Here is a 24,565-nt window from a genome sequence, read left to right on the forward strand (position 1 = left end):
GTACCTCCTATTCTAATGGTTGTCTGTGACCTTCTTGGCAATGGTTTGATTCACGAGTCGTTCATATGGAATGAATTTAGGTAACTCATCGCTTGCTTTCATGATCTTTTGCAGTTTATCCCATTCTTCTTGATTGAGAAGAGGATCGGTTGCATAGGAATGCTGATTTTTATAGCGTTCAATCGACGTTTTTAAAATCGCAAGCTCTGTATCAGGAAAGTGAGATTGAATGGCCTTTGCTATATCGGCAGCACTGTTTAATGCTACCCATTGCTGTGCTTTATAAATGGCGGTTGTAAAAGCCTCAGCCGTTTCTTCGTTTTGAGCTAAGTAGCTTTTCTTTGCCATAAAGGTCGTATAGGGTACTTTTCCTGAAGTTTCGCCAAAGGAGGCAGTGATGTATCCTTTACCTTCTTTTTCGATTAAGGATGCTGTCGGCTCAAATAATTGCACAAAATCACCTGTGCCGGAGGAGAACGCGCCAGATATATTTGCAAAATCAATATTTTGGATCAATTGAATATCGTTTTTCAAGTCAATGCCTTCCTGTTTCAAAACGTACTCACCAACCATTTGTGGCATTCCGCCTTTACGTTGTCCTAAAAAGGCTTTACCTTTCAGCATATCCCAAGTGAAATGATCGATCTTGTCTCTGGAGACGAGGAAAGTACCATCTGTTTGTGTAAGCTGAGCAAAGTTGATAACAGAGTCTTTCGTGCCTTGAGCTTCTACGTAAATGGAGGATTCCGAGCCAGTAAGCGCAATATCCGCTCCACCTGATAAAAGCGCCGTCATGGTTTTGTCACCGCCCCATGTTGTTTTAACTTCAACATCAAGCCCTTCCTCTTTGAAAAAATCTTTAGATAGCGCAACGTAAAGAGGCGCATAAAAAACAGAGTGGGTGACCTCGGCAACGCGTACTGTTTGTTCTTGCTCTTTGTTACAGGCGACAAATGGGATGAAGAGCATGACAATGAATATGAGTGCCAGTCTGACTTTGATGGAATAATTCATGTGCATAAGCCTCCTTTTCTTCTATGATTTTCGTATTGATCACTTATAAGGTATGTCAAAAGCGAATTTTGGTGAGTGCCTAGATGAGCGAAAGAACATTTATTATTTATAGAGAAAGCCATTTTTTCTATACTAGAGGAAGAGCATATGTTACCTTGAAATTGGTAGTAGTGAGAAGGATCGGTTCTGTTGTATAGTCTCAGCTGGATGTTTGTAGGATGGTATTCGATTGGACTGTTTCTCATGTTGCTGAACCGTTCACGTCTGTTCAGCATGATCAGATATCTAAAATTGAACCATCTCGAACTGGCTTTGTCCTATTTGTTTGCGATTCCGAAGGTGCTGAGCAATCCTCTCATCACAATGTTTTTTTTTCAGCAAATGATGAGCAGGAGTTTGATGATATTTTTAGGGGAAAACAGCTTCCGAATGACCCGCCATTGTATATTTGCTATTCTGGTTTTTCTAAGCCATTCTGAAGTGGTGGTGAAGGAAGAAGTCATTTATTTGTGTTTGCCAATGCGCCTTATGTGACAAATGAGCAAAAATGGGACATTCTATAAGAGACATACAGTCTTCACATCAAATTAATGCTCGCTGAAAAAGGGTTATTCGGTATAGAAGAGTCTGTTGAATATGAAGCGGTTCAAACACCAATAGATTTTCAAATGAAGTCAGGTGCATATTAGGGAGCGATCATAAAGTGTTATCAGTAGTTTGGAAAAGGAGAGAAATTGTGTGATTGTCGAGAAAAGAAGGTTTCCCTCACCCCATCCGCATATCCATTTATATACGGTGACCTATTGGGCAGATGGCCTGCGTATTAAAGGTTTGTTAGCAGAACCAGCTGCATCTGGCACATATGATGGGTTTTTGTATTTGCGAGGGGGCATTAAAAGTGTCGGAATGGTGAGACCAGGTAGGATCATCCAGTTTGCAGCACAAGGCTTTGTTGTGTTTGCTCCTTTTTATCGCGGGAATCAAGGAGGAGAAGGAAACGAAGACTTTGCTGGAGAAGACAGACAAGATGCTTTTTCGGCATACCAACTGCTGAAACAGCATCCAAAGGTGAAACGAGATCACATTCATATTTTTGGTTTTTCCCGTGGAGGAATCATGGGTATTTGGACAGCGATTGAGATGAAAGAAGGGCCTGCCTCGCTTGTATCATGGGGAGGCGTGAGTGATATGAGGCTCACTTATGAAGAGCGTGTGGATATGCGAAGGATGATGAAACGCGTCATTGGTGGTGCGCCTCAAAAAGTGCCGAATGAATACGATCTAAGAACACCATTAGATGAAGTACGGCATATTCAAGCACCTGTGCTCTTAATTCATGGAAAACGAGATGAGAATGTTTCAATCGAGCACGCCCTGCTATTTGAAGAAGCGCTAAAAAAGTACGGAAAATCTGTGGAGACGTGGTACTTTGACCAATATGATCACTATATCCCGCCTAAACAGAATAGAGAAATTGTCAAAAGGCTAACTGAATGGATGAAAAGCCGAAAAAGAGGAAATGTGATAAAATAAAGCTTTATAGAGAAAAAAGAAGTTAGGGGGATTTTCGTGATGGGAATGCCTGTAGAATTTAATACAATGATTGTAACAAAAGGAAAAGAAACAAGACTTGAGGAAAACGTATTCGAACTTATAAAAGAGGGATATCGTCTTTATCCAATTAATATCCCGATAGAAGTACGTAAAACAAAAGATGGCGAAAAAACAGGGACGGCTCAAGTGGAAAAACTAGAGCTTGCAGATGACGCGACAAAGGTGATTTATAGGCTCATTTCCTTACATTCAACGAACTAAAAAAGCTGAGGATGTTTTCCTCAGCTTTCTTCATTATACGAGTGGTCCGCCTTTTTGTTCGATGTCATTTGATGCATTGCTGAATTTTGTGAAGTTCTTTTTGAATTCATTGGCTAAAAAGAGCGCTTTTTCTTTATAAGCTTCTGGATCTGCCCATGTTTTGGCTGGTTGAAGCACTTCGTCCGGCACACCTGGAATGTGAAGCGGGATGTGAAGACCGAAGATGTCATCTGTGACCATTTCTGCATGATCCAGATCACCTTCAATTGCAGCTTGAACCATTGCTCTTGTGTGAGCGAGATTCATTCGTTTGCCAGTGCCGTAGCCGCCACCAGTCCAGCCTGTGTTTACAAGGAATACCTTTGCACCATGCTCATCAATCTTTTTGCCAAGCATTTCAGCATAAACATGTGCTGGAAGTGGTAAAAATGGTGAGCCGAAGCAAGTAGAGAAGGTCGTTTCTGGTGAAGTGACCCCGCGCTCCGTACCTGCTAGTTTACTTGTGTAACCACTAAGGAAATGGTACATAGCTTGTTCTTTTGTTAAACGGCTGATAGGAGGTAATACACCGAATGCGTCAGCTGTTAGGAATACGATAGCAGATGGATGACCTGCAATGCTAGGTTTTACAATATTGTCGATCATTTCAATTGGGTAAGCTGCACGCGTATTTTCTGTAAAGAATGTATCATCGTAATCTGCTTCACATGTATCGTCATCAAGGACAACATTTTCAAGAACAGAACCAAAACGAATGGCTTTGAAAATTTGTGGCTCCTTTTCTTCACTCAGGTTCACACATTTTGCATAGCAGCCACCTTCAATGTTGAAAACACCTGATCCTGACCAACCATGCTCATCATCACCGATTAATTTACGGTTTGCATTCGCAGAAAGTGTTGTTTTACCTGTACCAGATAATCCGAAGAATAAAGCAACGTCTCCTCCTTGACCCACGTTTGCAGAGCAGTGCATAGAGAGGATATCTTGCTCAGGAAGCAGGTAGTTCATCACAGAGAAAATAGACTTTTTCATTTCTCCAGCATATTCTGTACCTCCGATGAGAATCGTACGTTTTTCAAAGGATACGATGATGAATGTTTCAGAGTTTGTTCCATCTGTTTCAGGATCTGCTTTAAAATGTGGTGCAGATAAAATTGTAAATGGTTTTTCAGCGGATTTTGGTGTTGATGCGTCAGGTCTGATAAAAAGCTGCTTGGCAAATAGATTGTGCCATGCAAATTCGTTGACGACAGTGATTGGCATACGGTATCTTTCATCGGCACCTGCGAAGCCGTCAAATACAAACAGCTCATCTCTTTCCTTTAAGTATGACACAACCTTAGCATGAAGACGGTCAAAGGCTTCTGGTGAGATCGGCTGGTTCACATTACCCCAATCGATTTTATGTTCAGAATTTGCTTCTTTGACGATAAATTTATCTTTAGGCGAGCGCCCAGTGTATGCACCTGTAGTGGCGCGTACAGCACCCGTAGAGGTTAAAGTTCCTTCATTACGTGCGAGAATTTTTTCAACAAGCTTCGGAACAGATAAATTTTGGTGCGTATTTTCTGCTGAAAGTAGTGTTTGTAAATCTTCTTTTAAATCCACTGAGTTCATAAAAAACCCTTCCTTTACCGTTGAATTTGTTTGTTTCGATTAGTATAACACATTGATAATAATAGTCTATACTATTTGAATTATTTTGTGTGTTTTTTTTCATTTTTGCCATAAAAACATGCTTCTTGGTGATACAATTTAAGTAGGTAAAAAAGGGGATAGATAATTCCTTAGAAGCATTGACATCACATGAGGGTATAAGATAAGATATTTTATTGAACGGATACTCTTATCCCGAGCTGGTGGAGGGACAGGCCCAATGAAACCCAGCAACCGGTTTCTGATGAAAAAGTCAGTACAGCAAGCGAGAAACCAAGGTGCTAACCTGATGCAAGGTCATTTAAACCTTGAGCGATAAGAGTGAAAGGCATGTATATCTCAGACCCTTTCCTCACAATGATGGAAATGGTTTTTTTGTTTTTGGGATATCATATGAACAAATTGCCAATAACATCTCTATATAAACGTTTTCATATAATAGGGAACGAGTTCCGTATCATTTTGAAAGGCCTCATCTTGGGATGGTGTGGTCTTGTACAGGAGGAATTAACCATTATGAGTCAAAATCGTCGATTGTTTACTTCAGAGTCAGTTACGGAAGGACATCCAGATAAAATCTGTGATCAAATTTCAGACAGTATTTTAGATGAAATTTTAAAGAAAGACCCTAATGCACGTGTTGCTTGTGAAACTTCTGTTACGACCGGTCTTGTTTTAGTAAGCGGTGAGATTACGACATCTACTTACGTCGATATTCCAAAAACGGTGCGTGACACCATTAAGGAAATTGGCTACACACGTGCGAAATATGGTTTTGATGCGGAAACATGTGCGGTTCTTACATCGATTGATGAGCAGTCTGCTGATATTGCCCAAGGTGTTGACAAAGCACTTGAAGCGCGTGAAGGGACAATGACAGAAGAAGAAATTGATGCAATCGGAGCTGGTGACCAAGGTCTTATGTTCGGTTATGCGAACAATGAAACAGAAGAACTGATGCCTCTTCCAATCTCTCTTGCGCATAAGCTGTCTCTTCGTTTGACTGAAGTACGCAAGGATCAAACACTTGCTTATTTGCGTCCTGATGGAAAAACACAGGTAACTGTTGAATATGATGAAAATAACAAACCTGTGCGTATTGATACCGTCGTCATTTCAACACAGCATGCACCTGAGATGACACTTGAACAAATTCAAAGTGATTTGAAAGAGCATGTCATCAAACATGTGGTTCCAAGTGAATTGATTGATGAGAACACAAAATATTTTATTAACCCAACAGGTCGATTCGTTATCGGTGGGCCACAAGGGGATGCTGGTTTAACTGGTCGTAAAATCATCGTTGATACTTATGGCGGTTATGCTCGTCATGGCGGCGGAGCTTTCTCAGGTAAGGATGCAACGAAAGTAGACCGCTCTGCGGCATACGCAGCTCGTTATGTAGCGAAAAACATTGTGGCTAGCGGTCTTGCAGATTCTTGTGAAGTACAGCTTGCTTATGCAATTGGTGTAGCACAGCCTGTTTCCATTTCCATCGACACATTTGGAACTGGTAAAGCATCTGAAGAAAAATTGATTGAAGTTGTTCGTGCAAACTTTGATCTTAGACCAGCTGGTATTATCAAAATGCTTGATTTACGTCGTCCAATTTATAAACAAACGGCTGCATACGGACACTTTGGTCGTCACGATTTAGATTTACCTTGGGAAAAAACAGATAAAGCAGCTACACTTCGTAAGGAAGCATTAGGAGAATAACATCATAAAAACCGCTTATTTTAAGCGGTTTTCCTTTTGGGGAAATCTGAACGGATTATTTTGTGAAAAAATGACCTCAATGTGAAACGAAAATGAGACAATAACTGTCTAATTATAGGCTTAATATGAAATAACATAACGTGGAGGCAATCATATGTGTGGATTTGTTGGTGTATTTAATCACCTGCCATTGTCCGAAACTGCTGAACAGGAAGAAACAATTAAACAAATGAATCGTCTAATTGTTCACCGTGGTCCGGACGATGAGGGCTATTTTCATGATGAACATGTAGGTTTTGGATTTAGACGTTTAAGTATTATAGATGTTGAAAACGGGAAACAGCCGCTTTCATATGAAGACGAGAACTACTGGATTATTTTTAACGGGGAAATTTATAATTATGTTGAACTAAAAGAAGAGCTTGTGAAAAAAGGTTATACTTTTAAAACAGATTCCGATACAGAAGTGCTCCTTGCCACATACCGTCATTATAAGGAAGAAGCAGCATCTAAGCTTCGTGGAATGTTTGCATTTTTAATTTGGGATAAACAAGCGCAGTTGCTCTATGGGGCAAGAGATCCATTCGGGATCAAACCACTTTACTTTACACAAATAGATGATCAAGTTTACTTTGCATCTGAGCGCAAAAGCTTGATGGCAGTGAACGAAAATATTGCATTTGATCAAACTTCTCTTCAACAATATATGTCCTTTCAATTCGTTCCAGAGCCAAACACATTAGATGAAAAAGTGCACAAAGTAGAGCCGGGACATCAGTTTACACTACGCCCCGGTCAAGATATTCAATTTAAAACTTACTGGAAAGTACAGTTTAAACCAGCTCAAACAGTTGAAAGTCAATTAATTGAAGATGTGCGAGAAGCGATCTATGATTCTGTCAAGGTACATATGAGAAGTGATGTGCCTGTTGGTTCTTTCCTTTCAGGTGGAATTGATTCTTCTTTCATTGTATCTATTGCAAAAGAATTTCACCCAGAGCTTAAAACATTCTCTGTTGGATTCCAGCAGGATGGCTTCAGTGAAGTAGATGTAGCAAAGGAAACGGCTGATAAGTTAGGCCTGCAAAACTTTAGTGCAGTGATCTCACCAGAGGAATATATGAATGAACTGCCGAAAATTGTTTGGCACTTAGATGATCCGCTTGCAGATCCAGCGGCGATTCCACTTTATTTCGTAGCAAAAGAAGCGAAAAAACAAGTAACGGTTGTTTTATCTGGTGAAGGAGCGGACGAGCTGTTTGGGGGGTATAATATTTATCGTGAACCCCTTTCATTAAAACCGTTTGAATCTGTTCCCGCCATGCTGAAAAAACTTCTTCTTCGTATTGCGCGTATCATGCCTGAAGGGATGAAAGGAAAAAGCTTCATCATCCGTGGCTGTACACCTTTAGAAGAGCGTTATATCGGAAATGCAAAAATCTTCGAAGAGCCGGTCAAGAAAAGCTTGTTAAAGCACTATGATCCGAATGTGACATACCGAGACGTGACGAAGAAATATTTCGAAGAAAGTCAAAGCTATAGCGATATCAACAAAATGCAATATGTGGATATTCACACATGGATGCGTGGGGATATCCTGCTAAAAGCAGATAAAATGACGATGGCGAACTCTCTTGAGCTTCGTGTTCCTTTCTTAGATAAGGTTGTGTTTGAAGCTGCTTCGAAAATTCCAGAAGAGCTCAAAACGAAAGACGGCACAACAAAATATTTACTACGCAAAGCGGCTGAAGGCATTGTGCCAGACCATGTATTGCATCGTAAAAAACTTGGTTTCCCAGTTCCGATTCGTCACTGGTTAAAAAATGAAATGAATGAGTGGGCAAAAGACATTATCAAAAATAGCCAAACGGACGAGTATATTAACAAGGAATACGTTTTTGAATTGTTAAATGACCATTGTGCAGGCAAGGCGGATCATAGCCGTAAAATCTGGACAGTGCTTATCTTTATGATTTGGCATAGCATTTATGTGGAACGTAGTATTGATCCAGAGCAGCTAAACCATCAACCTAAAGAAGTCATTTTTAGCTAATAAAAAAGGTTTTCAGCCTAAGCTGAAAACCTTTTTTGGCATGATAGAAAGCAGAAAACAGGGCAAAATAAGAAGCGGAATATAGTTATTGCTTAATATCCTGAAAAAAACATGATAAAGTGAAGATAAGAGCAATGTCACAGTGTGATCAAAGGGATTTATAAAATTGGCCCTTTTCTACATACTCCCTACGGATGCGGTCCATATCTTGGATGTCCTCTTCTGTCAGGGTACGAACGACTTTGGCTGGCCGACCGAAAGCAAGTGTGCCTTTTGGGATGATCTTTCCTTGTGGGACAAGGCTGCCTGCGCCAATAAAGGCACCTTCACCAATTTCCGCCCCATCAAGAATGATCGATCCCATCCCAATGAGCGCATTTTTTCGAATGATCGAGCTATGTAACGTTACTTGGTGTCCAATTGTAGCACCATCTTCGATGAGAAGTGTCTTTCCAGGGCTTTGATGAAGACAAGATAAATCTTGAATGTTCACGTTTTTTCCGATCCTGACGGGAGCTACATCCCCTCTAATGACGGTTTGAAACCAAACACTTGAGTATTCGCCGATCACTACATCACCTGTAATGGTGGCGTTATTTGCAACAAAGACGGTTTCATGAATTTCAGGTTTAAAATGATGATAAGGGTATAGCATTTTTCCTCTTCCTTTCTTAAATACAACATTTTGTGGGGTGTATACTTTGTGGACTTGGCACGCTGAAAGACCAATTGGCACTATCGTCATTGTACATGGTGCAAGTGAATATCATGGCCGCTATAAATGGCTAATTGAAATGTGGCGTAATGCAGGCTACCATGTCGTGATGGGAGATTTGCCTGGACAAGGCACCTCTACACGGGCACGAGGTCATATTCGCTCTTTTCAGGAATACATTGATGTCTTGGATGAGTGGATTGAACATGCCAAATCATTTAAGCTACCGACTTTTTTACTCGGTCATAGTATGGGTGGTTTAGTTTCAATCGAATGGGTTAAGCAGTATACCCATACAAGAATTGATGGACTTATTTTATCATCACCTTGTTTAGGACTGCAATTTAAACCGAAGAAAATGATGGATATTGCATCAAAAGGGCTAAATGTACTTGCCCCTTCTTTTAAAGTGGAGTCCGGGCTTTCGATTGAATTGGCGACGCGGAATCAAGAAGTGATTGAAGCGGATTCAAATGATTCGTTATATGTGACGAAGGTATCTGTCAGATGGTATAGAGAGCTTGTGAAGAATGTAGAGGCAGCGATGCAGCCGACAAATGCTTTTACATCTATTCCGCTTTTGTTGATGCAAGCAGGCGACGACAAAATTGTCGATAAATCGAGAGTGCTGAAATGGTTTAATGGCATTGAATCTTTGAATAAATCATATCGTGAATGGGAAGGTCTGTATCATGAGATTTTCAATGAACCTGAACGAGAAGATGTGTTTAAGGCAGCAAGAGCTTTTACGGATCAATATATTTAATTGTTAGTTAGGGGTGGAGGATTTGTCAGTACCGGAGCGGCCTTTTGCACTGATGACAAAGATATATAAGGATATTTTTCCGCTTGTTCATCAGGAACTGAAGAAATGGCGAGAGCATGCAGAGCAAATTGAAAATCCAGAATTAAAAGCTCAGGCACTCGCAAGTATAACGAGTAAAACATTTCATTGTGAAGGAGGAGGGATCCTTTCACTTTTAGCCGGAGAAGCAAAAGAGACATGTATTGAATTCATTGTAGCGTATCAAACGATTAGTGATTACCTAGACAATTTATGTGACCGTAGTACGTCACTTGATCCGGCCGATTTTGATATGCTACATCAGGCGATGAAGGATGCACTGGATATAGAGGCAGAACTGAAGCCTTATTATCAATTCCGTGAGGATCAGAATGATAGCGGCTACCTTCATGCACTTGTCAGCACGTGTCAAAAGGTTCTCTTGCGCATTGAAAACTATCCCATCATTCGTCCATATTTACAGAGGTTGTGCGAATATTATAGTGATCTGCAAGTACATAAGCACGTGGTGCCACATGAGCGTGTCCCACGTCTTGAAACGTGGTTCCGCCAGTATGAGGAAAGCTTGCCTAAAATGGAGTGGTATGAATTTTCAGCATGTGCTGGCTCTACGCTCGGTATCTTCTGTCTTGTAGCCTACTCTCTTCAGCCAAGTTTTACAAAGGAACAAGCTAGGCAAATTTACGATAGTTACTTTCCTTACATTCAAGGCCTTCATATTTTACTCGATTATTTAATTGATCAAGAAGAGGATGCCCTTGGCGGAGATTTGAATTTTTGTTCTTACTACACATCACATCAGGAAATGATGGAACGCCTACAGCATTTTATTGAAAAAGCAGATGAACAGTTAAAAGGTATTCCACATGAAAATTTCCATAAGCTTATTAATAGAGGCCTGCTTGCTGTTTATTTATCGGACGATAAAGTTACAACACAAAAAGAAATGAACAAACTGGCAAAACGTCTCATCAAAACAAGTGGCAAAACATCGTTTTTTTTCTATATCAATGGCAGGGCCTATCGGACATATCAGAAGATGCCGTGGATCAAAACCTCATAAAAAAAGCTCAAATCCACTTAGGATTTGAGCTTTTTTCGATTGCTACAACAAACGGCGGATCATTTTTGATATTCACATATTGATATGAGAGCACTTGCACGAGCTCATGATCAAGGGACTCACAATAGGCGAGTAGTGCATCTTTTTCAATTTTGCCCTCAGGGTGTCCGTGATAAATAACGAGTATAATGATCCCTTCAGGTTTTAACAAGTGAAGCAGTTGTTTAATTGCTTTAATGGTAGTTTGTGCAGTTGTGGTCACAGATTTGTCTCCACCTGGTAGGTAGCCAAGGTTAAACACCGCGGCTGCAATTTGTCCTTGAAATGATTCAGGGATATAGGTTGACAGCTCTTCGTGACCATCGTGGATTAAGTGGACTTGGGGATAGTGTATTCCAAGTCTATTTTGCGTATGAGCAATGGCTTCTTGCTGGATGTCAAAGGCGTAGACGTGACCATTTTGGCCGACAAGATCTGCAAGAAATATGGTATCGTGTCCGTTTCCCATGGTTGCATCAATAACGACATCGCCTTTTATGCAAGCACGCTCAAGGAGTTCCTTGCTAAAAGGTAACATTCGTTTCAAAATCATCGTGCGACTTCTTCCGCTCTTTTGAACAATTTCCCTTGATAGCTACCACGTCTTTCAAGCTCGCTATTAATTGCATTAAGAACTTCCCATTTATTCACACTCCACATTGGACCCACCATCAATTCAATCGGTCCGTCACCTGTGATGCGGTGAATAATCATTTCAGGCGGTAAAATCTCAAGCTGGTCACAGACAAGTTGTACATACTCTTCTTGGCTTAAAAATTGAAGCTTTCCTTTTTCATATTGTTTCACCATAGGAGTTCCTTTAAGAAGGTGAAGTAAATGAATTTTAATTCCTTGAACATCTAAATCCGCGACAGCCTTCGCTGTTTCCATCATCATGTCGCGATTTTCAAGCGGTAAGCCATTAATAATGTGTGAACACACCCGAATGCCATGTTTTCTTAATTTTTCTACACCTTCAACATAGCACTCATAATCGTGGGCACGGTTAATGAGCATAGCTGTTCGTTCATGCACGGTTTGTAGACCAAGTTCTACCCATAGATATGTCCGTTCATTTAGTTCGGCTAGATATTCGACAACATCATCAGGTAAACAGTCAGGTCTTGTTGCAATGGATAAACCAACAACACCATCAAGGTTCATAACCGTCTCATATTTTTCTCTTAAGACTGAAACGGGAGCATGTGTGTTTGTGTAAGCTTGGAAATACGCCATATACTTTCCATCTTTCCACTTTGTGTGCATGCGGTCTTTAATATCATTAAATTGTGTGACCAGATCATCTGCCCTGTCTCCAGCAAAGTCACCAGAGCCTGCAGCACTACAAAAGGTGCAGCCGCCATGGGCAACAGTGCCATCTCGATTCGGGCAATCAAAGCCACCATCAAGTGCGACTTTAAATACTTTGTGTCCGAAGTGATTCCTCAGATGATAATTCCAAGTGTGATATCGTTTTTCACTATTTGAATATAAAAAAGGGTTATGCTGATCCAAGTCAGTAACCTCCTTACGTAAGAATGGCATCCTAAAATTGTAACAAAAAACGTGACATAGGACAAATGAATCTGTCCAACATTTTCTTTATTGAAATCCATTCAACTTGGTTACAATAGGCGAGAACATAAAAGTTGTAATGGAGGGATCCTAAATGGCAACGAGAAAGTCTATTGATGAATTTATCGAAAAAAGCACAGAGACGCTTGAATTTGCCAGTGAACAGTTTGAATTAAGCTCTCGGCAGGAGCATTATTATGAAGAAGATTTTACAAAGGCTCAGCTCATGCTTGAAGAGACTGTCATTGAATTGGAGAAGCTAAAAGACGTAGCGAACGATCAGCAACGAGAACGTTTAGATAGAGCAAGAGTTCAATTACAAAGTCTTCAAAACCAAATGATTTTAGGCATGTCATATGATTTGGAGTAGAAAGTAGATCCTTACAGAAGGATCTTTTTTTATGTGAAAAAAGGAATTGACTTTTATGGAACTTATGTTTATTGTATTAAGTGTACTATATCAACTAATACACTACATACACTTACGTAAAGAAAGGTGCTTAACCATGATAAAAGGAAAAAAAACGCCCGATATGAAATACATGGTTCTTGCCATTATGATAGCTTGTACATTTTTTTTCGTTCTTGTTTTCATTGGTTTTGAGTTTCAAAAAGATTTTTTACCAAATTAAGGTTCCTTTTATGCTAAAGGATAACGAAATGGTATGACGATAAAAAAGCATAAATGAGGAAAGAAGGGGGCCGAGATGATACAAATCGATCCGAGAAGTGCTGTTCCCATATACGAGCAAATCATTGAGCAATTAAAGATATTGTGCTTAAAAGGCATAGTGAAGCCAGGAGATAAACTGCCATCTGTTCGAGAGCTGGCAACCATTATCATTGCCAACCCTAATACAGTGAGCAAAGCCTATAAAGAATTGGAACGGGAAGGGATTATTGAAACGTTGCGAGGGAGAGGAACGTATGTAACAGAAGGCGCTCAAGCGAAGCTGAATGAAGGGAAGGTCATAGAGATGAAGGAGCAATTAAGGCAACTCATTGTTGAAGCACATTACGCTGGAATTGATATTCATCAATTAAAAGAATGGCTAGAGGAGATTAGCTCAAGTCTGAAGGGAGGAGAAAAAGTTGATTGAAGTCAGAAATGTATCGAAAAAAATAAACGGTCATGAAGTGTTAAAAAATATATCCTTCACAATCGACGAAGGAGAAATCTTTGGTCTGCTCGGCAGAAATGGTTCTGGAAAAACAACATTACTCAGACTCATTCAGCAAATACTCCTTCCAGATCATGGTGAGGTCTATTTTAACAATGTGCTGATTAAAGACCATCCGATGGTGAAGCAAAATATCGTCTTTATGCCAGTAGTGAATCCGTATTTTGATCGGTACAATTATCGACAGCTTGTCCAGCTCTTAAAAAATATTTATCCGAAATTTGATGCAACCTATGCCAATGAATTGGTGAATCGATATGAGATACCAGAGAGAGCAAAATATCGAGAGTTATCGACAGGGTTAAAAAAGCAATTGTCACTCATTCTCAGTTTTGCTATAAAACCAGCCGTCATATTATTGGATGAACCTACAGACGGAATTGATGCGGTTACGAGAAATGATGTCCTTCAGCTTATGGTTGATGAAGTAGCGAAACGAAACACATCCATTTTTATTACATCTCACAGGTTGGAAGATATCGAACGAATGTGTAACAAAATCGGCTTCCTTGAAGGGAATGAGCTGACCAGTGTGATGGATTTGGATGAATTAAAAGGAGAATATATCAAAATTCAGATGGCGTTTGAGGAAGACATGAATATGAGGATAAGAGAAAAAGGCATTGCAGTGTTAGATCATGCAGGCATCTTCTACACAGTACTCATTTCAAAAGCTGAGGAAGAGAAGAAAACGTATTTACAATCGCTTCAGCCTAAAGTGTGGAATGAATTACCTGTAAACTTAGAGGAAGTGTTCATTGCAAAGTTTGGAGGGAAGCGCAGATGGTAAGCCGTCAATTGCTCTTTAAAGAATGGAAGCAAATGGATCTAACGTTCATCTTGGTGATGATAGTCGGTATTTTTGCCACTCCTTTGTCCGTGTTAATGGACTATTCATCCTTTCAAACGTGTTTAAAGGATGTGACGTGTGAGACAGCTTCTTCTCAATTTTCGCTTGATTTTCATACAGATACTTTTATTTCAGTTTCTTGGTCGATCGGGCTGTTATTTGCAATGATGCAGCTCGGAATGGAAAGAAATAAGGGACAATTAGATTTTACGCTATCATTGCCTTTTAGTAGAGCCACGATTTATAATACAAAGTTTTTCTTAGGCGCAGGTATTATTGCGGTGATACATATCGCTTCATTTACTGTCACATATTTTGTGTTGTTAGGGATAAGACCGTCTCATACGTTAGGTTTTAAGAATGAATACATGGCAGCGCTCATTGCATGTTTAATGGTTTATAGTTTGTTCCTTGCTGCAGGGGCATTAACAGGAGGTAGTGTTGCACAGGCTATCGTTGCAATGACGACAGCGATTTTACCTTTTTTAATGATTGGCTTGCCGCTTGCTAACCTTGATATTGTGTTTAAATTCAGAGACTATATTGAAACATATGCTTTAGAAAATATGCTAAGCGTACTATCTCCGTTAATGTACTTAACAAATGAGAACCCATTACTTCATGATTCTGTTTTATTGACTCATGAGCAATTTATTATCCCTTGCATCATGTTCATTTTATTTTATTTGATCGGATTATTGGGCTTTTTGAATCATCCTGTTGAACGCAATGGACGTTTCTTCTTGTATTCAAAGCTTGATCGTCCTATTCAAATCATTGTCATTATTCTAGGGGTGCTAGGATTTGGTTGGATTGGATATTCTTCGAATTCTTCGATGTTTGGGTATTTAATCGGCATGATCATCGGAGGAATCATCGGCATTTTGATCAGTTATTTCTTAATATATCGAAAAAGATAAATAGACAAGAGAGGAGCATACACATGATTGAAATTAAACAGTTAGATCATATTTTTAAAATTGGAAAAAAGGGCAGGGAAAATGAGATTCCTGTGTTAAAAGAGATTAGCCTTACGGTCAAACGAGGTGAGATCGCCTGTATTGTTGGTCGAAGTGGATCAGGGAAGTCAACACTTTTGAACTTAATATCAGGCTATATTACACCGACAAAAGGTCAGATCATCATTGATGGGACTGATGTCACAGCGTTCAATGAAAAGCAGTGGGCAGATTTTCGCTTGGATCATTTCGGCTTTATTTTTCAAAGCTTTCAATTAATCGGTAGTTTAACAACGTTTGAAAATATTGAGCTACCACTGACGTTAAAGGGTGTCAAACCATCTGAACGAAAAGCGAAAGTAAGTGAAATGCTTAAACGTGTTGGTTTAGAGCAACATGCTGGTCATTATCCAAATGAACTGTCTGGTGGACAGCAGCAGCGTGTCAGTATTGCCCGAGCGCTTATTTTAAATCCTTCTATTATATTGGCTGATGAACCGACAGGCAGTCTAGACTCAGAAACAGAAGGAGAAATTCTTCAATTCATTCAACAACTCAATCGTGAAAAAGGAATTACATTTGTCATCATTACACATGACGACGAAGTCGCCTCAATTGCGGAAACAACGTTCCAGCTCCATGATGGCGTTTTAAAGGAAGGAGTGCGTTCCAGTGAAGTTTAGAGATCAAGTGAAGTTTATTCGTCGAAATATGAAAAAAAATAAATTGCGTGTCTTTATGACCATCCTCGCTACAACGATGGCATGCTCATTCTTAATTGTGCTTGCATCTGTTGGTTTTGGGTTGCAGAAATCCGCTCAAGATGAAATCATGAGTCAGCAAATCATTACTGAAATCCAAGTGTTTGGAAAAGAAAAAGGGGACGTGAACGTTTCCGATCTTAAAAAATATGCTCATGTGAAATCAGTCGTTTCAAGGGCAGAATTGTATTCTCTTGTTAAGGCTGAGCTTGGCAAGCGATCAAATGAACAAGGAGTTACGTTTACAGATATGAAAGCAGAGCAGAAGGCTGGCCTTGAACTGGATCGTGGGAAAATCCCGACCTCTGCAAATGAAATTGTCGTTGGCTATCATTTTGCAGATGGCTTATGGACTGAAAAAGAACGAAAAGTCTATGATAAGGCAATAGAGAATGAGACAAACGATGAAGAGGTTGAAGAACCAAAAGGATATACAAAAGATATTTTGAACAAAGTTGTTCAAATCACTGTACCGGAATATAATGATGAAAACGAAATCGTCAAAGAAAAAACGTTTGATTTTAGAGTAGTCGGTGTCTTGAAAAAGCCGAATACCGAATGGAGAGAAGATGCCAGCGTCTTGATTAGCAATGCGTATCAAAAAGAATTTGCCAAAGTCATTGATATGTCTAAAGATAGCGGGAATTTAGAGCGCTCCGTTGCTGTCTATGCTGATAAATTTGACAATGTTGGTGCACTTACAGATAAGCTAACCGATGACGGATATCAAGTAATTTCTGTAACAAATCAATTAGAAGGCATGGACATGTTCTTTACAGCCTTTAAAATTGGTCTTATCTTTGTCGGCTGTATTGCTGTCATCATTTCTGCAATTGGTATTTTTAATACAATGACCATGGCTGTAACAGAAAGAACGCAAGAAATCGGGATTATGAAAGCCATTGGCGCCAATCCATCCATCATCAAGCGAATGTTCTTAATGGAAAGTGCCTACATTGGTATCATCGGTTCTGTGATTGGGGTTATCATTTCATATATTGTGAGTTTCGGAGTCAATCTCATCATTCCAGCTATTCTGTCTTCAATGTCAGAAGGAAGAGCATCCTCTGAGGAACTGTCAATCACGTTCTCTTACATTCCATTAAGTCTTGTCATTACTGCAACAGTGATCAGCGCAGGTGTTGCCATATTATCTGGCTTAAACCCTGCACGTAAAGCAACAAAAACCAATGTCCTGACTGCATTAAGAAGGGAAATATAAAACGTGAACGCACAAGGTGTAGGCTTTGTGCGTTTTCTTCATTTCTCGAAAAATAATGGGGAAAGAAAAACATCCAGCATTCAGCTGGATGTTTATTACTTTGGTGCACGATAGCCTGCCCTTTCGGCATCTTTGACGGAACAAAAATATTGCGTGACATTTTTGGTTCGTGAATAATATCTGCTGCTTGGCGTGTGATAGATTCCATTGACACTGCCTTTGATGTTACAGGCGGTGGATTCTTTTTTTGTCTCTTTTTGAGATTCGTGACCGCCCGTATTTGTTCCATTATCTTTAGGTGCTGAGCCGTTTGCTGCACTTGCTGTATCTTGATGTTTATTGCTTTGTGCAGACTGTTGTTTTATTTTTTGATTCTCTTTTTTTAATGCTTCATTGTTAGTGGTTAGCTTGTCTATTTTCTTCTGAAGCTTTTCAATCGTTTGTTGCTGTTCTTTGGCAGTTATCTGTTCTTTCGTCATTTTTTCTAATTTGTTTGTTAACTCTTTCTTTTCTTTAGCTGTTTTCTCTAATTCAGAAGAGAGGTCTTTCTTTTCTTCTTCTAAACTAATGATCTGAGATTTTAGCTGTTTCTGTTCTTTTAAGAGCTCCTGAGTCGATGGATCAGCTTGAGCTTTAGGTGTGTCTGTTTCAATAAAAGGAACAGAGATGCCAAAGAATAGGATGCCAATGATCAGCAGCGGAAAGAAGATATTTTTTGAGAATGCTGTATGTTTGTTATTGATTTTTTGTATGGAAAAATAAAGAATATATCCGATTGCGCAAATGAAACATAAAATACCGATTAAAAGAATGGATTCCATATGATAATTCCTCCAAAATCGCTTTTTATGTTCATCATACCCTATTTTTCCAGTTGGTGGGAAGGTAGTTGCATAAAAAAACCCTGTTTACACAGGGTTTTCCGTTAAAGGCAATCTTTTAATCGCTTCTTTCATGGTTAAAAAAGTTATTGTATTGTTAAAATCAGCATCTAAGTCTTTCATTTTCATCGCGAGCTGTGGCTTCACACCTGTAATAATTAGCTCGGTACCTGTTAGGTTTAAGAGATGATGTAGTTTGAAGATACGATCAGCGACTGATTCGTCGACATCAATTAAACCAGAAAAATCAATGATTAAATAATCATCCTTTGAATGAGCTAAAATCGTTGTTAGCTTTGCAACGATAGAGTCAAACCTTTCTTCTGTGAGTTTTCCGATGAGTGGAAGAGCGGATACACCATTTTTAATTGGAACAATTGGCGTTGAAAGTGAGGTGACTTCTTTTAAGGAATCTTCAAGAAGCTGTTCGTATTCCTTTTGTTGTGTAATATCCTTTTGAAAGCCAACAAAAAACGTTTTGTCTTCTTGTTCGATGTATAATGGATCAATATTGAGTTCATTCCAGAAAAAGGTGCCATCTTTTTTATAATTTTGTAGCTGTGCGGTAATAGGTGTCTTGTTTTGAATACCTTGGCGGATGTGGTCAAGCTGCGTTTGATCAGTGTCTTTCCCTTGAAGGAAACGGCAATTTCGTCCGAGGATTTCCTCTGATGTGTAACCAGTCATATTCGTAAATCCATGATTGACATAAACGATAGGGTTGTCCTCTAAAGAAGGGTCTGTAATGACAACACCGATACGTGCATGATCCAGGGCCTTTTTGATAAGATCGAGCTGCTTTTGCAGTCCGAAGATGTTAGAGCCGACCATATTACCCTCCTTTGACAATTCATCAAGTGTCACTGACCGTTATCAGTTCATTTATAACGTAACATAACATATGTTCTGTTTCAATCATATCCATTTGTTTATTAAATTTGTCATCATAGTTTGTCCTCCATTAGAATAGAATAAGTAAGAATGTTTTTTTATTTCAAAAAGAAGGAATGATTTGATCTAAATTCATCATATGACAAAAATAGTTAATATGGATTACGTGAAAATGATTCCAATGCATCAAGATTACTGCTAGGTCATTCACATATAATGGAAGAAACAAGCTTTTTTTCTTCGTTAGAGAGAATAGACCTTTTGCACGTATGATCACGAAACAGCAGAATGACATTACAGGGGGCTGGACAGCCTGAAGTCGCTTTACTACTCTAAGGGCTTTAGGAAGGTGATGAAAATGCTGCAACAAGTCATTATTGCTTGTGCTATTGGAGGGGTCATGGGCATTCTCGGACACGTAAAGAAAAAAGGCAGGCTTGAGAAGCCCAGAATGACGAAAAAGTTTATCTACCTAGGTTTTATTGAAGACTGGCTAGTCGGTATGATTGCCGCTACACTGCTTGTGTTATCTTCAAATCCAGATTCAAGTCTACACCTTGTTATATTATCAATCATTTCAGGTTACGGAGGAGAAGCAGTTCTGCGAAGTTTTGACTTTGTTAGAGACCAGCGTTCACAGAATGCAGACTCCAACCGTCACAACGGATCTCCACATGAATAACATCCTCTACTTAGCCCTAGTCTAGGGCACATTCCCATTGTATACAAACCCGCTTGCACTTATGATCATAATTCTATAAAATACTACTTAGATGACGGTTACGATAAGAACAGTGAAGAGGAGTAGTAAGAAAGCAGTATTTGTGTTTAGAGAATTGACGGCTGGTGAAAGTCAATCACATCTGCTTCTGAACTCGCCTCAGAGTTGCAGTTGCGTTAAAGCTTCTGTCGCATGTCTGCGTTAAAGATATTAAGTGAGCGTATGATCTTGAGAATACGCTAACAAGGGTGGTACCGCGGGAAACAAAAATCTCTCGTCCCTTTTTAGGGATGAGGGTTTTTTGTTGATTTTAGAATAATCTGAAATCTTATTTTCGGGCACTCAAGCAGCAGATAAAGCCGTACATATTAAAGGAGGTTTTTCACATTGAGTTTTCAGCATCGGGAAATTGAAAAGAAATGGCAACAATACTGGCTTGAGCAAAAAACGTTTGCCACTTCTGATTCAGAGGAGAAGCCAAAATTTTATGCGCTTGACATGTTCCCATATCCATCAGGAGCTGGCCTTCACGTAGGCCACCCAGAGGGCTATACAGCAACTGATATCTTATCACGCATGAAGCGTATGCAAGGGTACGATGTTCTTCATCCAATGGGATGGGATGCTTTTGGACTTCCAGCAGAGCAGTATGCCTTAGATACAGGAAACGACCCTGCGGTATTTACTGAAGAGAATATCAACAATTTCCGTCGCCAAATTCAATCTCTTGGCTTCTCATATGATTGGGATAGAGAAATTAATACGACGGATCCAACCTATTACAAATGGACACAGTGGATATTCTTGAAGTTATATGAAAAAGGGCTTGCTTATATTGATGAGGTGCCAGTTAACTGGTGTCCTGCACTTGGAACAGTTCTTGCAAATGAGGAAGTCATTGATGGAAAAAGTGAGCGCGGAGGTCACCCTGTTGAAAGACGTCCAATGAAGCAATGGATGCTTAAAATTACGGCATATGCGGATCGACTTTTGGAAGACTTAGAAGAAATTGATTGGCCAGAGAGCATTAAAGATATGCAGCGTAACTGGATTGGACGTTCTGAAGGGGCACATGTACATTTCAAAGTGGATGGACATGATAAAGAATTTACCGTTTTTACAACGAGACCAGATACTTTGTTTGGTGCAACATATGCTGTTCTTGCTCCAGAGCATGCACTTGTTGAACAAATTACAACAGCCGAGCAAAAGAATGCTGTTGATGCATATATACAAGACATTCAATCAAAAAGTGATTTAGAACGAACAGATCTTGCCAAAACGAAAACGGGTATTTTCACAGGCGCATATGCAATAAATCCAATGAATGGTGAAAAAATGCCAATCTGGATTGCTGACTATGTACTTGCCACTTACGGCACAGGCGCCATTATGGCAGTTCCAGCTCATGATGTGCGTGACTATGAATTTGCCAAAGCATTTGATCTGCCTATTAAAGAAGTGGTTGAAGGTGGAGATGTTGCAAAAGAAGCCTACACTGGTGATGGCAAACACATCAACTCTGATTTCTTAAATGGATTAGGCAAAGAAGAAGCAATCGAAAAGACGATTAAATGGCTAGAAGACAACGAAAAAGGTGAAAAGAAAGTCACATATCGTCTAAGAGATTGGTTGTTCAGCCGTCAGCGTTACTGGGGTGAGCCGATTCCGATTATTCATTGGGAGGACGGTACTTCTACTGCTGTGCCAGAAGAAGAGCTTCCACTTATCCTGCCAAAGACAACAGAAATCAAACCAAGTGGAACAGGTGAATCACCACTTGCTAATATACAAGATTGGGTAGAAGTGAATGATCCGATCACAGGGAAGAAAGGACGCCGAGAAACCAATACAATGCCACAATGGGCAGGTAGCTGCTGGTATTTCTTGCGTTATATTGATCCACATAATACAGAAGCACTCGCGTCACCAGAAAAGTTGGAAAAATGGCTTCCTGTTGATGTGTATATTGGTGGAGCAGAGCATGCAGTTCTTCACCTTCTCTATGCACGCTTCTGGCATAAATTCCTGTATGACATCGGAGTTGTTCCAACGAAAGAGCCGTTTTTGAAATTGTTTAACCAAGGTATGATTCTTGGTGAAAATAATGAAAAAATGAGTAAATCAAAAGGGAATGTTGTCAACCCTGATGACATCGTTGAATCGCATGGCGCAGATACATTGAGACTGTATGAAATGTTCATGGGGCCGCTAGATGCATCGATTGCATGGTCAGAAACAGGACTTGATGGTGCACGACGTTTCCTTGATCGTGTATGGCGCTTATTTACGAATGAAGAGGGAATGCTAAGTGGCAAAATCACTGAACAAACAGGCGGTTCACTTGAGCGCAGTTATCATGAAACGGTGATGAAGGTAACAGATCATTATGAAGGCTTACGCTTCAATACGGGCATTTCACAGCTGATGGTTTTCATTAACGATGCGTATAAGGCCGATCATTTGCCGAAGGAATATGCGGAAGGTTTTGTGAAACTACTGTCACCAATTGCACCACACCTTGCTGAGGAGTTATGGTACAAGCTTGGACATGAAGGAACAGTTTCATATGAAGCTTGGCCACAATACGATGAGTCAAAGCTTATCGACGATGAAGTGGAAATTGTGGTTCAACTAAATGGAAAAGTGAAAGCAAAATTAATGGTTCCTGCTGATTCTACAAAAGAACAATTAGAAGATATCGCAAAAAATGATGAAAGAGTCAAAGAACAGCTAGAAGGAAAAACAATTCGAAAGGTCATTGCAGTTCCTGGAAAGCTTGTGAATATTGTGGCTAATTAACCAACATCCATCGGTTTTTATACCGATGGATGTTTTTATTTCCCGGGACATATTTTTGTCGAAAACAAGGGGATTGATTGTGCGATCTCGTATTTTTAAGGAATAAGAAAATGAGGAGTGACTGCAATGGAACAAGAAAACAAAAGGGAAACACTATTCAGCTTGTTAGGAGAAACCCCTGAACGTAATCCAGTTGAGGCATATACTTTAAAAATTGAAGAACGTGAGTCTTATATGTTAGAAACACTCATTTTATATGTAAATGGGGAAGAAGAGGTTCCTGCTTATTTTGTCAAACCAAAGGATACAGTGAAGAAAAGACCAGTTGTGTTATTCCAACATTCACACGGAGGAAACTATGAACGTGGAAAGAAAGAATTAATTGAAGGAGCACCTTATTTGCAAACGCCTTCATATGCGAAAGAACTTACAATGAAAGGCTATAGTGTGCTTGCAATAGACCACTGGGGGTTTGGTGAAAGAAGAGGGAGGACAGAGAGTGAAATTTTTAAGGAAATGCTTTTAACGGGTAGAGTCATGTGGGGAATGATGTTATACGACAGCATTCGTGCGATTGACTATTTGTATACGAGACAGGATGTTCTTACTGAACGATTAGCAGTTCTAGGTATGTCCATGGGGGGATTGCTTTCTTGGTGGACTGCGGCACTTGATGAGCGGGTCAGTGTGTGTATAGATCTTTGCGCCCAAGTAGATCATCATACATTAATTGAAACGAAAAACCTTGATCGCCATAGTTTTTATTACTATGTCCCATGCCTTGCGAAGCATTTTACAGCGGCAGATATTCAATCACTCATTTTTCCAAGGGCACATTTAAGTTTGGTTGGTACTCTTGATCGATTAACTCCAGAGATAGGAGTCAATCGCATTCATCAAGCTCTAAACGCAGTCTATCAGACAGCTTCTTCCAAAGAAAGGTATCAGTTAATAGGGCTGAATGCAGGGCATTTTGAAACAGCTTCGATGCGTCACGAAGTTACACGTTTTTTGAAAAAATGGCTGTAATGAAAAAGGTGCCTGGACATACTACGCCAAAAGGAGGATATGTATGAAAAAAATAACGATCATTGGCGGTTGTGGTGTGATTGGGCGTCTTTTAACAGAGGGATTGTCGAAGGAGTATGACATCACAATTATTGATATGTCCACCTGTCATCTAGACGTAAAGTATCAGCAAGCAGACGCAACAGATGAAAAAGCTCTTCTTCATGCCATTCCGAACGATACAGATGTACTCATTCATTTATTAAATATGAAATTGAAACATGATGTGATGGATGGGGAGGAATTTATGAAAATGAATGATGTGTTTTTAAAAAGCACTTATTATATGTATCGTGCAGCAAGTGAATTAGGCATTCAAAAGGTCATTTTTGCTAGCAGTAACCATGTAACGGATCGTTATGAGAAGGATGGCCATTCGTTATTAAGAAGAGAGATTACAACAGAGGATGTCCCATCATCCAAAAGTGTATATGGCATTTTAAAATTTGCATCAGAGCAGCTAGGGTATTTATTTCATGAGCGTGAACATATATCTGTCATTAATTTAAGAATTGGTACGGTTGTGACAGATGAACTAGATGAATTGCATGAAAAGGACAGAACGAAAAGGACCTTGCTTTCCCATGAGGATTTGCTTGCAATAACAAAGGCTGCGATTGAATCAGAAGTTCTTTTTGGTACTTATTACGCAGTGTCAGATAATTTAAATAAACCTTGGTCAACAGAAAAGGCTAAACGAGAGCTAGGCTATGCTCCATATAAAAGCACAGATGAATTACTTGAAGAACATGATGAGACATAAGATATAATC

Annotated in this window: 24 protein-coding genes, 1 riboswitch and 1 other annotated feature; of the genes, 17 read left to right on the plus strand and 7 right to left on the minus strand. The window is 39.6% G+C overall.

Annotation, left to right across the window (positions count from 1 at the left end; all coding sequences use genetic code 11):
* Window positions 1–12: 12 nt before the first annotated feature.
* On the minus strand, window positions 13–1,014 hold the full coding sequence (locus ACQKEZ_RS00260; protein WP_427297732.1) for an ABC transporter substrate-binding protein: 1,002 nt from the start codon (window positions 1,012–1,014) through the stop codon (window positions 13–15).
* A 218-nt stretch (window positions 1,015–1,232) separates the two neighbouring features.
* Here ACQKEZ_RS00260 and ACQKEZ_RS00265 point away from each other — a divergent pair, with 218 nt between their 5' ends.
* From ACQKEZ_RS00265 to ACQKEZ_RS00275, 3 genes are all read left to right on the plus strand, one after another.
* On the plus strand, window positions 1,233–1,493 hold the full coding sequence (locus ACQKEZ_RS00265; RefSeq protein ID WP_427297734.1) for a hypothetical protein: 261 nt from the start codon (window positions 1,233–1,235) through the stop codon (window positions 1,491–1,493).
* Between the two features lie 259 nt (window positions 1,494–1,752).
* Complete coding sequence (locus ACQKEZ_RS00270) at window positions 1,753–2,547, plus strand: alpha/beta hydrolase family protein (RefSeq protein WP_427297736.1); 795 nt, start codon at window positions 1,753–1,755, stop codon at window positions 2,545–2,547.
* Window positions 2,548–2,586: 39 nt separating this feature from the next.
* Entirely contained in the window at window positions 2,587–2,829 is a 243-nt protein-coding gene (locus ACQKEZ_RS00275) for a DUF2584 domain-containing protein (protein ID WP_427297738.1), read from the plus strand.
* A 33-nt stretch (window positions 2,830–2,862) separates the two neighbouring features.
* Here ACQKEZ_RS00275 and pckA read toward each other — a convergent pair whose 3' ends face one another.
* On the minus strand, window positions 2,863–4,449 hold the full coding sequence (gene pckA / locus ACQKEZ_RS00280) for a phosphoenolpyruvate carboxykinase (ATP) (RefSeq protein ID WP_427297740.1): 1,587 nt from the start codon (window positions 4,447–4,449) through the stop codon (window positions 2,863–2,865).
* Between the two features lie 226 nt (window positions 4,450–4,675).
* Window positions 4,676–4,810, plus strand: a riboswitch (SAM riboswitch).
* A gap of 194 nt (window positions 4,811–5,004) precedes the next feature.
* Between pckA and metK the strand changes: the two genes are divergently transcribed.
* Window positions 5,005–6,207: a methionine adenosyltransferase gene (metK, locus tag ACQKEZ_RS00285; protein WP_427297742.1), complete on the plus strand. Its 1,203-nt coding sequence runs from the start codon at window positions 5,005–5,007 to the stop codon at window positions 6,205–6,207.
* A 154-nt stretch (window positions 6,208–6,361) separates the two neighbouring features.
* Window positions 6,362–8,260: an asparagine synthase (glutamine-hydrolyzing) gene (asnB, locus tag ACQKEZ_RS00290; RefSeq protein ID WP_427297744.1), complete on the plus strand. Its 1,899-nt coding sequence runs from the start codon at window positions 6,362–6,364 to the stop codon at window positions 8,258–8,260.
* Window positions 8,261–8,408: 148 nt separating this feature from the next.
* On the opposite strand, the gene ACQKEZ_RS00295 is transcribed toward asnB, so the two are convergent.
* Window positions 8,409–8,915, minus strand: a complete 507-nt coding sequence (locus ACQKEZ_RS00295; RefSeq protein WP_427297746.1) for a gamma carbonic anhydrase family protein — start codon at window positions 8,913–8,915, stop codon at window positions 8,409–8,411.
* A 46-nt stretch (window positions 8,916–8,961) separates the two neighbouring features.
* Between ACQKEZ_RS00295 and ACQKEZ_RS00300 the strand changes: the two genes are divergently transcribed.
* The gene (locus ACQKEZ_RS00300) at window positions 8,962–9,741 is read left to right on the plus strand and encodes a lysophospholipase (RefSeq protein ID WP_427297748.1); all 780 of its coding nucleotides are present in this window, start codon (window positions 8,962–8,964) and stop codon (window positions 9,739–9,741) included.
* A gap of 22 nt (window positions 9,742–9,763) precedes the next feature.
* The gene (locus tag ACQKEZ_RS00305; protein WP_427297750.1) at window positions 9,764–10,843 is read left to right on the plus strand and encodes a tetraprenyl-beta-curcumene synthase family protein; all 1,080 of its coding nucleotides are present in this window, start codon (window positions 9,764–9,766) and stop codon (window positions 10,841–10,843) included.
* A gap of 7 nt (window positions 10,844–10,850) precedes the next feature.
* Here the strand turns inward: ACQKEZ_RS00305 and ACQKEZ_RS00310 are convergent, their stop codons facing one another.
* On the minus strand, window positions 10,851–11,435 hold the full coding sequence (locus ACQKEZ_RS00310) for a class I SAM-dependent methyltransferase (RefSeq protein WP_427297752.1): 585 nt from the start codon (window positions 11,433–11,435) through the stop codon (window positions 10,851–10,853).
* Window positions 11,432–12,397, minus strand: a complete 966-nt coding sequence (locus ACQKEZ_RS00315; RefSeq protein WP_427297754.1) for a TIGR01212 family radical SAM protein — start codon at window positions 12,395–12,397, stop codon at window positions 11,432–11,434. Before ACQKEZ_RS00315 ends, ACQKEZ_RS00310 begins: the two co-directional genes overlap by 4 nt.
* Before the next feature lie 154 nt (window positions 12,398–12,551).
* Between ACQKEZ_RS00315 and ACQKEZ_RS00320 the strand changes: the two genes are divergently transcribed.
* The 6 genes from ACQKEZ_RS00320 to ACQKEZ_RS00345 all read left to right on the plus strand — a co-directional run bounded on the left by ACQKEZ_RS00320 (window position 12,552) and on the right by ACQKEZ_RS00345 (window position 17,430).
* A complete protein-coding gene (locus ACQKEZ_RS00320) occupies window positions 12,552–12,827 on the plus strand; it encodes a YtzC family protein (RefSeq protein WP_427297756.1) in 276 nt (91 codons plus the stop codon).
* 337 nt (window positions 12,828–13,164) lie between these two features.
* Window positions 13,165–13,557 carry a GntR family transcriptional regulator gene (locus ACQKEZ_RS00325; RefSeq protein WP_427297758.1) on the plus strand — a complete coding sequence of 131 codons (393 nt, stop codon included), beginning with the start codon at window positions 13,165–13,167 and terminating at the stop codon, window positions 13,555–13,557.
* The gene (locus ACQKEZ_RS00330) at window positions 13,550–14,428 is read left to right on the plus strand and encodes an ATP-binding cassette domain-containing protein (RefSeq protein WP_427297760.1); all 879 of its coding nucleotides are present in this window, start codon (window positions 13,550–13,552) and stop codon (window positions 14,426–14,428) included. Before ACQKEZ_RS00325 ends, ACQKEZ_RS00330 begins: the two co-directional genes overlap by 8 nt.
* Window positions 14,422–15,408, plus strand: a complete 987-nt coding sequence (locus ACQKEZ_RS00335; protein ID WP_427297762.1) for an ABC transporter permease subunit — start codon at window positions 14,422–14,424, stop codon at window positions 15,406–15,408. Before ACQKEZ_RS00330 ends, ACQKEZ_RS00335 begins: the two co-directional genes overlap by 7 nt.
* A gap of 23 nt (window positions 15,409–15,431) precedes the next feature.
* Window positions 15,432–16,130 (plus strand): ABC transporter ATP-binding protein, encoded by a 699-nt coding sequence (locus ACQKEZ_RS00340; protein WP_427297763.1) that lies wholly within the window; start codon window positions 15,432–15,434, stop codon window positions 16,128–16,130.
* Window positions 16,120–17,430 carry an ABC transporter permease gene (locus tag ACQKEZ_RS00345; RefSeq protein WP_427297765.1) on the plus strand — a complete coding sequence of 437 codons (1,311 nt, stop codon included), beginning with the start codon at window positions 16,120–16,122 and terminating at the stop codon, window positions 17,428–17,430. The genes ACQKEZ_RS00340 and ACQKEZ_RS00345 overlap by 11 nt, the downstream gene beginning before the upstream one ends.
* A 95-nt stretch (window positions 17,431–17,525) precedes the next feature.
* Here the strand turns inward: ACQKEZ_RS00345 and ACQKEZ_RS00350 are convergent, their stop codons facing one another.
* Entirely contained in the window at window positions 17,526–18,251 is a 726-nt protein-coding gene (locus ACQKEZ_RS00350) for a coiled-coil domain-containing protein (RefSeq protein ID WP_427297767.1), read from the minus strand.
* 87 nt (window positions 18,252–18,338) lie between these two features.
* Complete coding sequence (locus ACQKEZ_RS00355; protein ID WP_427297769.1) at window positions 18,339–19,142, minus strand: PAS domain-containing protein; 804 nt, start codon at window positions 19,140–19,142, stop codon at window positions 18,339–18,341.
* Window positions 19,143–19,554: 412 nt separating this feature from the next.
* Between ACQKEZ_RS00355 and ACQKEZ_RS00360 the strand changes: the two genes are divergently transcribed.
* The 4 genes from ACQKEZ_RS00360 to ACQKEZ_RS00375 all read left to right on the plus strand — a co-directional run bounded on the left by ACQKEZ_RS00360 (window position 19,555) and on the right by ACQKEZ_RS00375 (window position 24,556).
* The gene (locus ACQKEZ_RS00360) at window positions 19,555–19,884 is read left to right on the plus strand and encodes a DUF4257 domain-containing protein (protein ID WP_427297771.1); all 330 of its coding nucleotides are present in this window, start codon (window positions 19,555–19,557) and stop codon (window positions 19,882–19,884) included.
* A gap of 103 nt (window positions 19,885–19,987) precedes the next feature.
* Window positions 19,988–20,208, plus strand: a binding site (T-box leader).
* A gap of 102 nt (window positions 20,209–20,310) precedes the next feature.
* Window positions 20,311–22,725, plus strand: a complete 2,415-nt coding sequence (gene leuS / locus ACQKEZ_RS00365) for a leucine--tRNA ligase (RefSeq protein ID WP_427297773.1) — start codon at window positions 20,311–20,313, stop codon at window positions 22,723–22,725.
* A gap of 126 nt (window positions 22,726–22,851) precedes the next feature.
* A complete protein-coding gene (locus ACQKEZ_RS00370; protein ID WP_427297775.1) occupies window positions 22,852–23,754 on the plus strand; it encodes a dienelactone hydrolase family protein in 903 nt (300 codons plus the stop codon).
* Between the two features lie 43 nt (window positions 23,755–23,797).
* Complete coding sequence (locus ACQKEZ_RS00375) at window positions 23,798–24,556, plus strand: NAD-dependent epimerase/dehydratase family protein (protein WP_427297777.1); 759 nt, start codon at window positions 23,798–23,800, stop codon at window positions 24,554–24,556.
* The last annotated feature ends 9 nt before the right edge of the window (window positions 24,557–24,565 follow it).

Origin of the sequence: Bacillus sp. NPDC077027, from assembly GCF_050269555.1 — a bacterium.
GTDB lineage: Bacteria > Bacillota > Bacilli > Bacillales > Bacillaceae > Bacillus.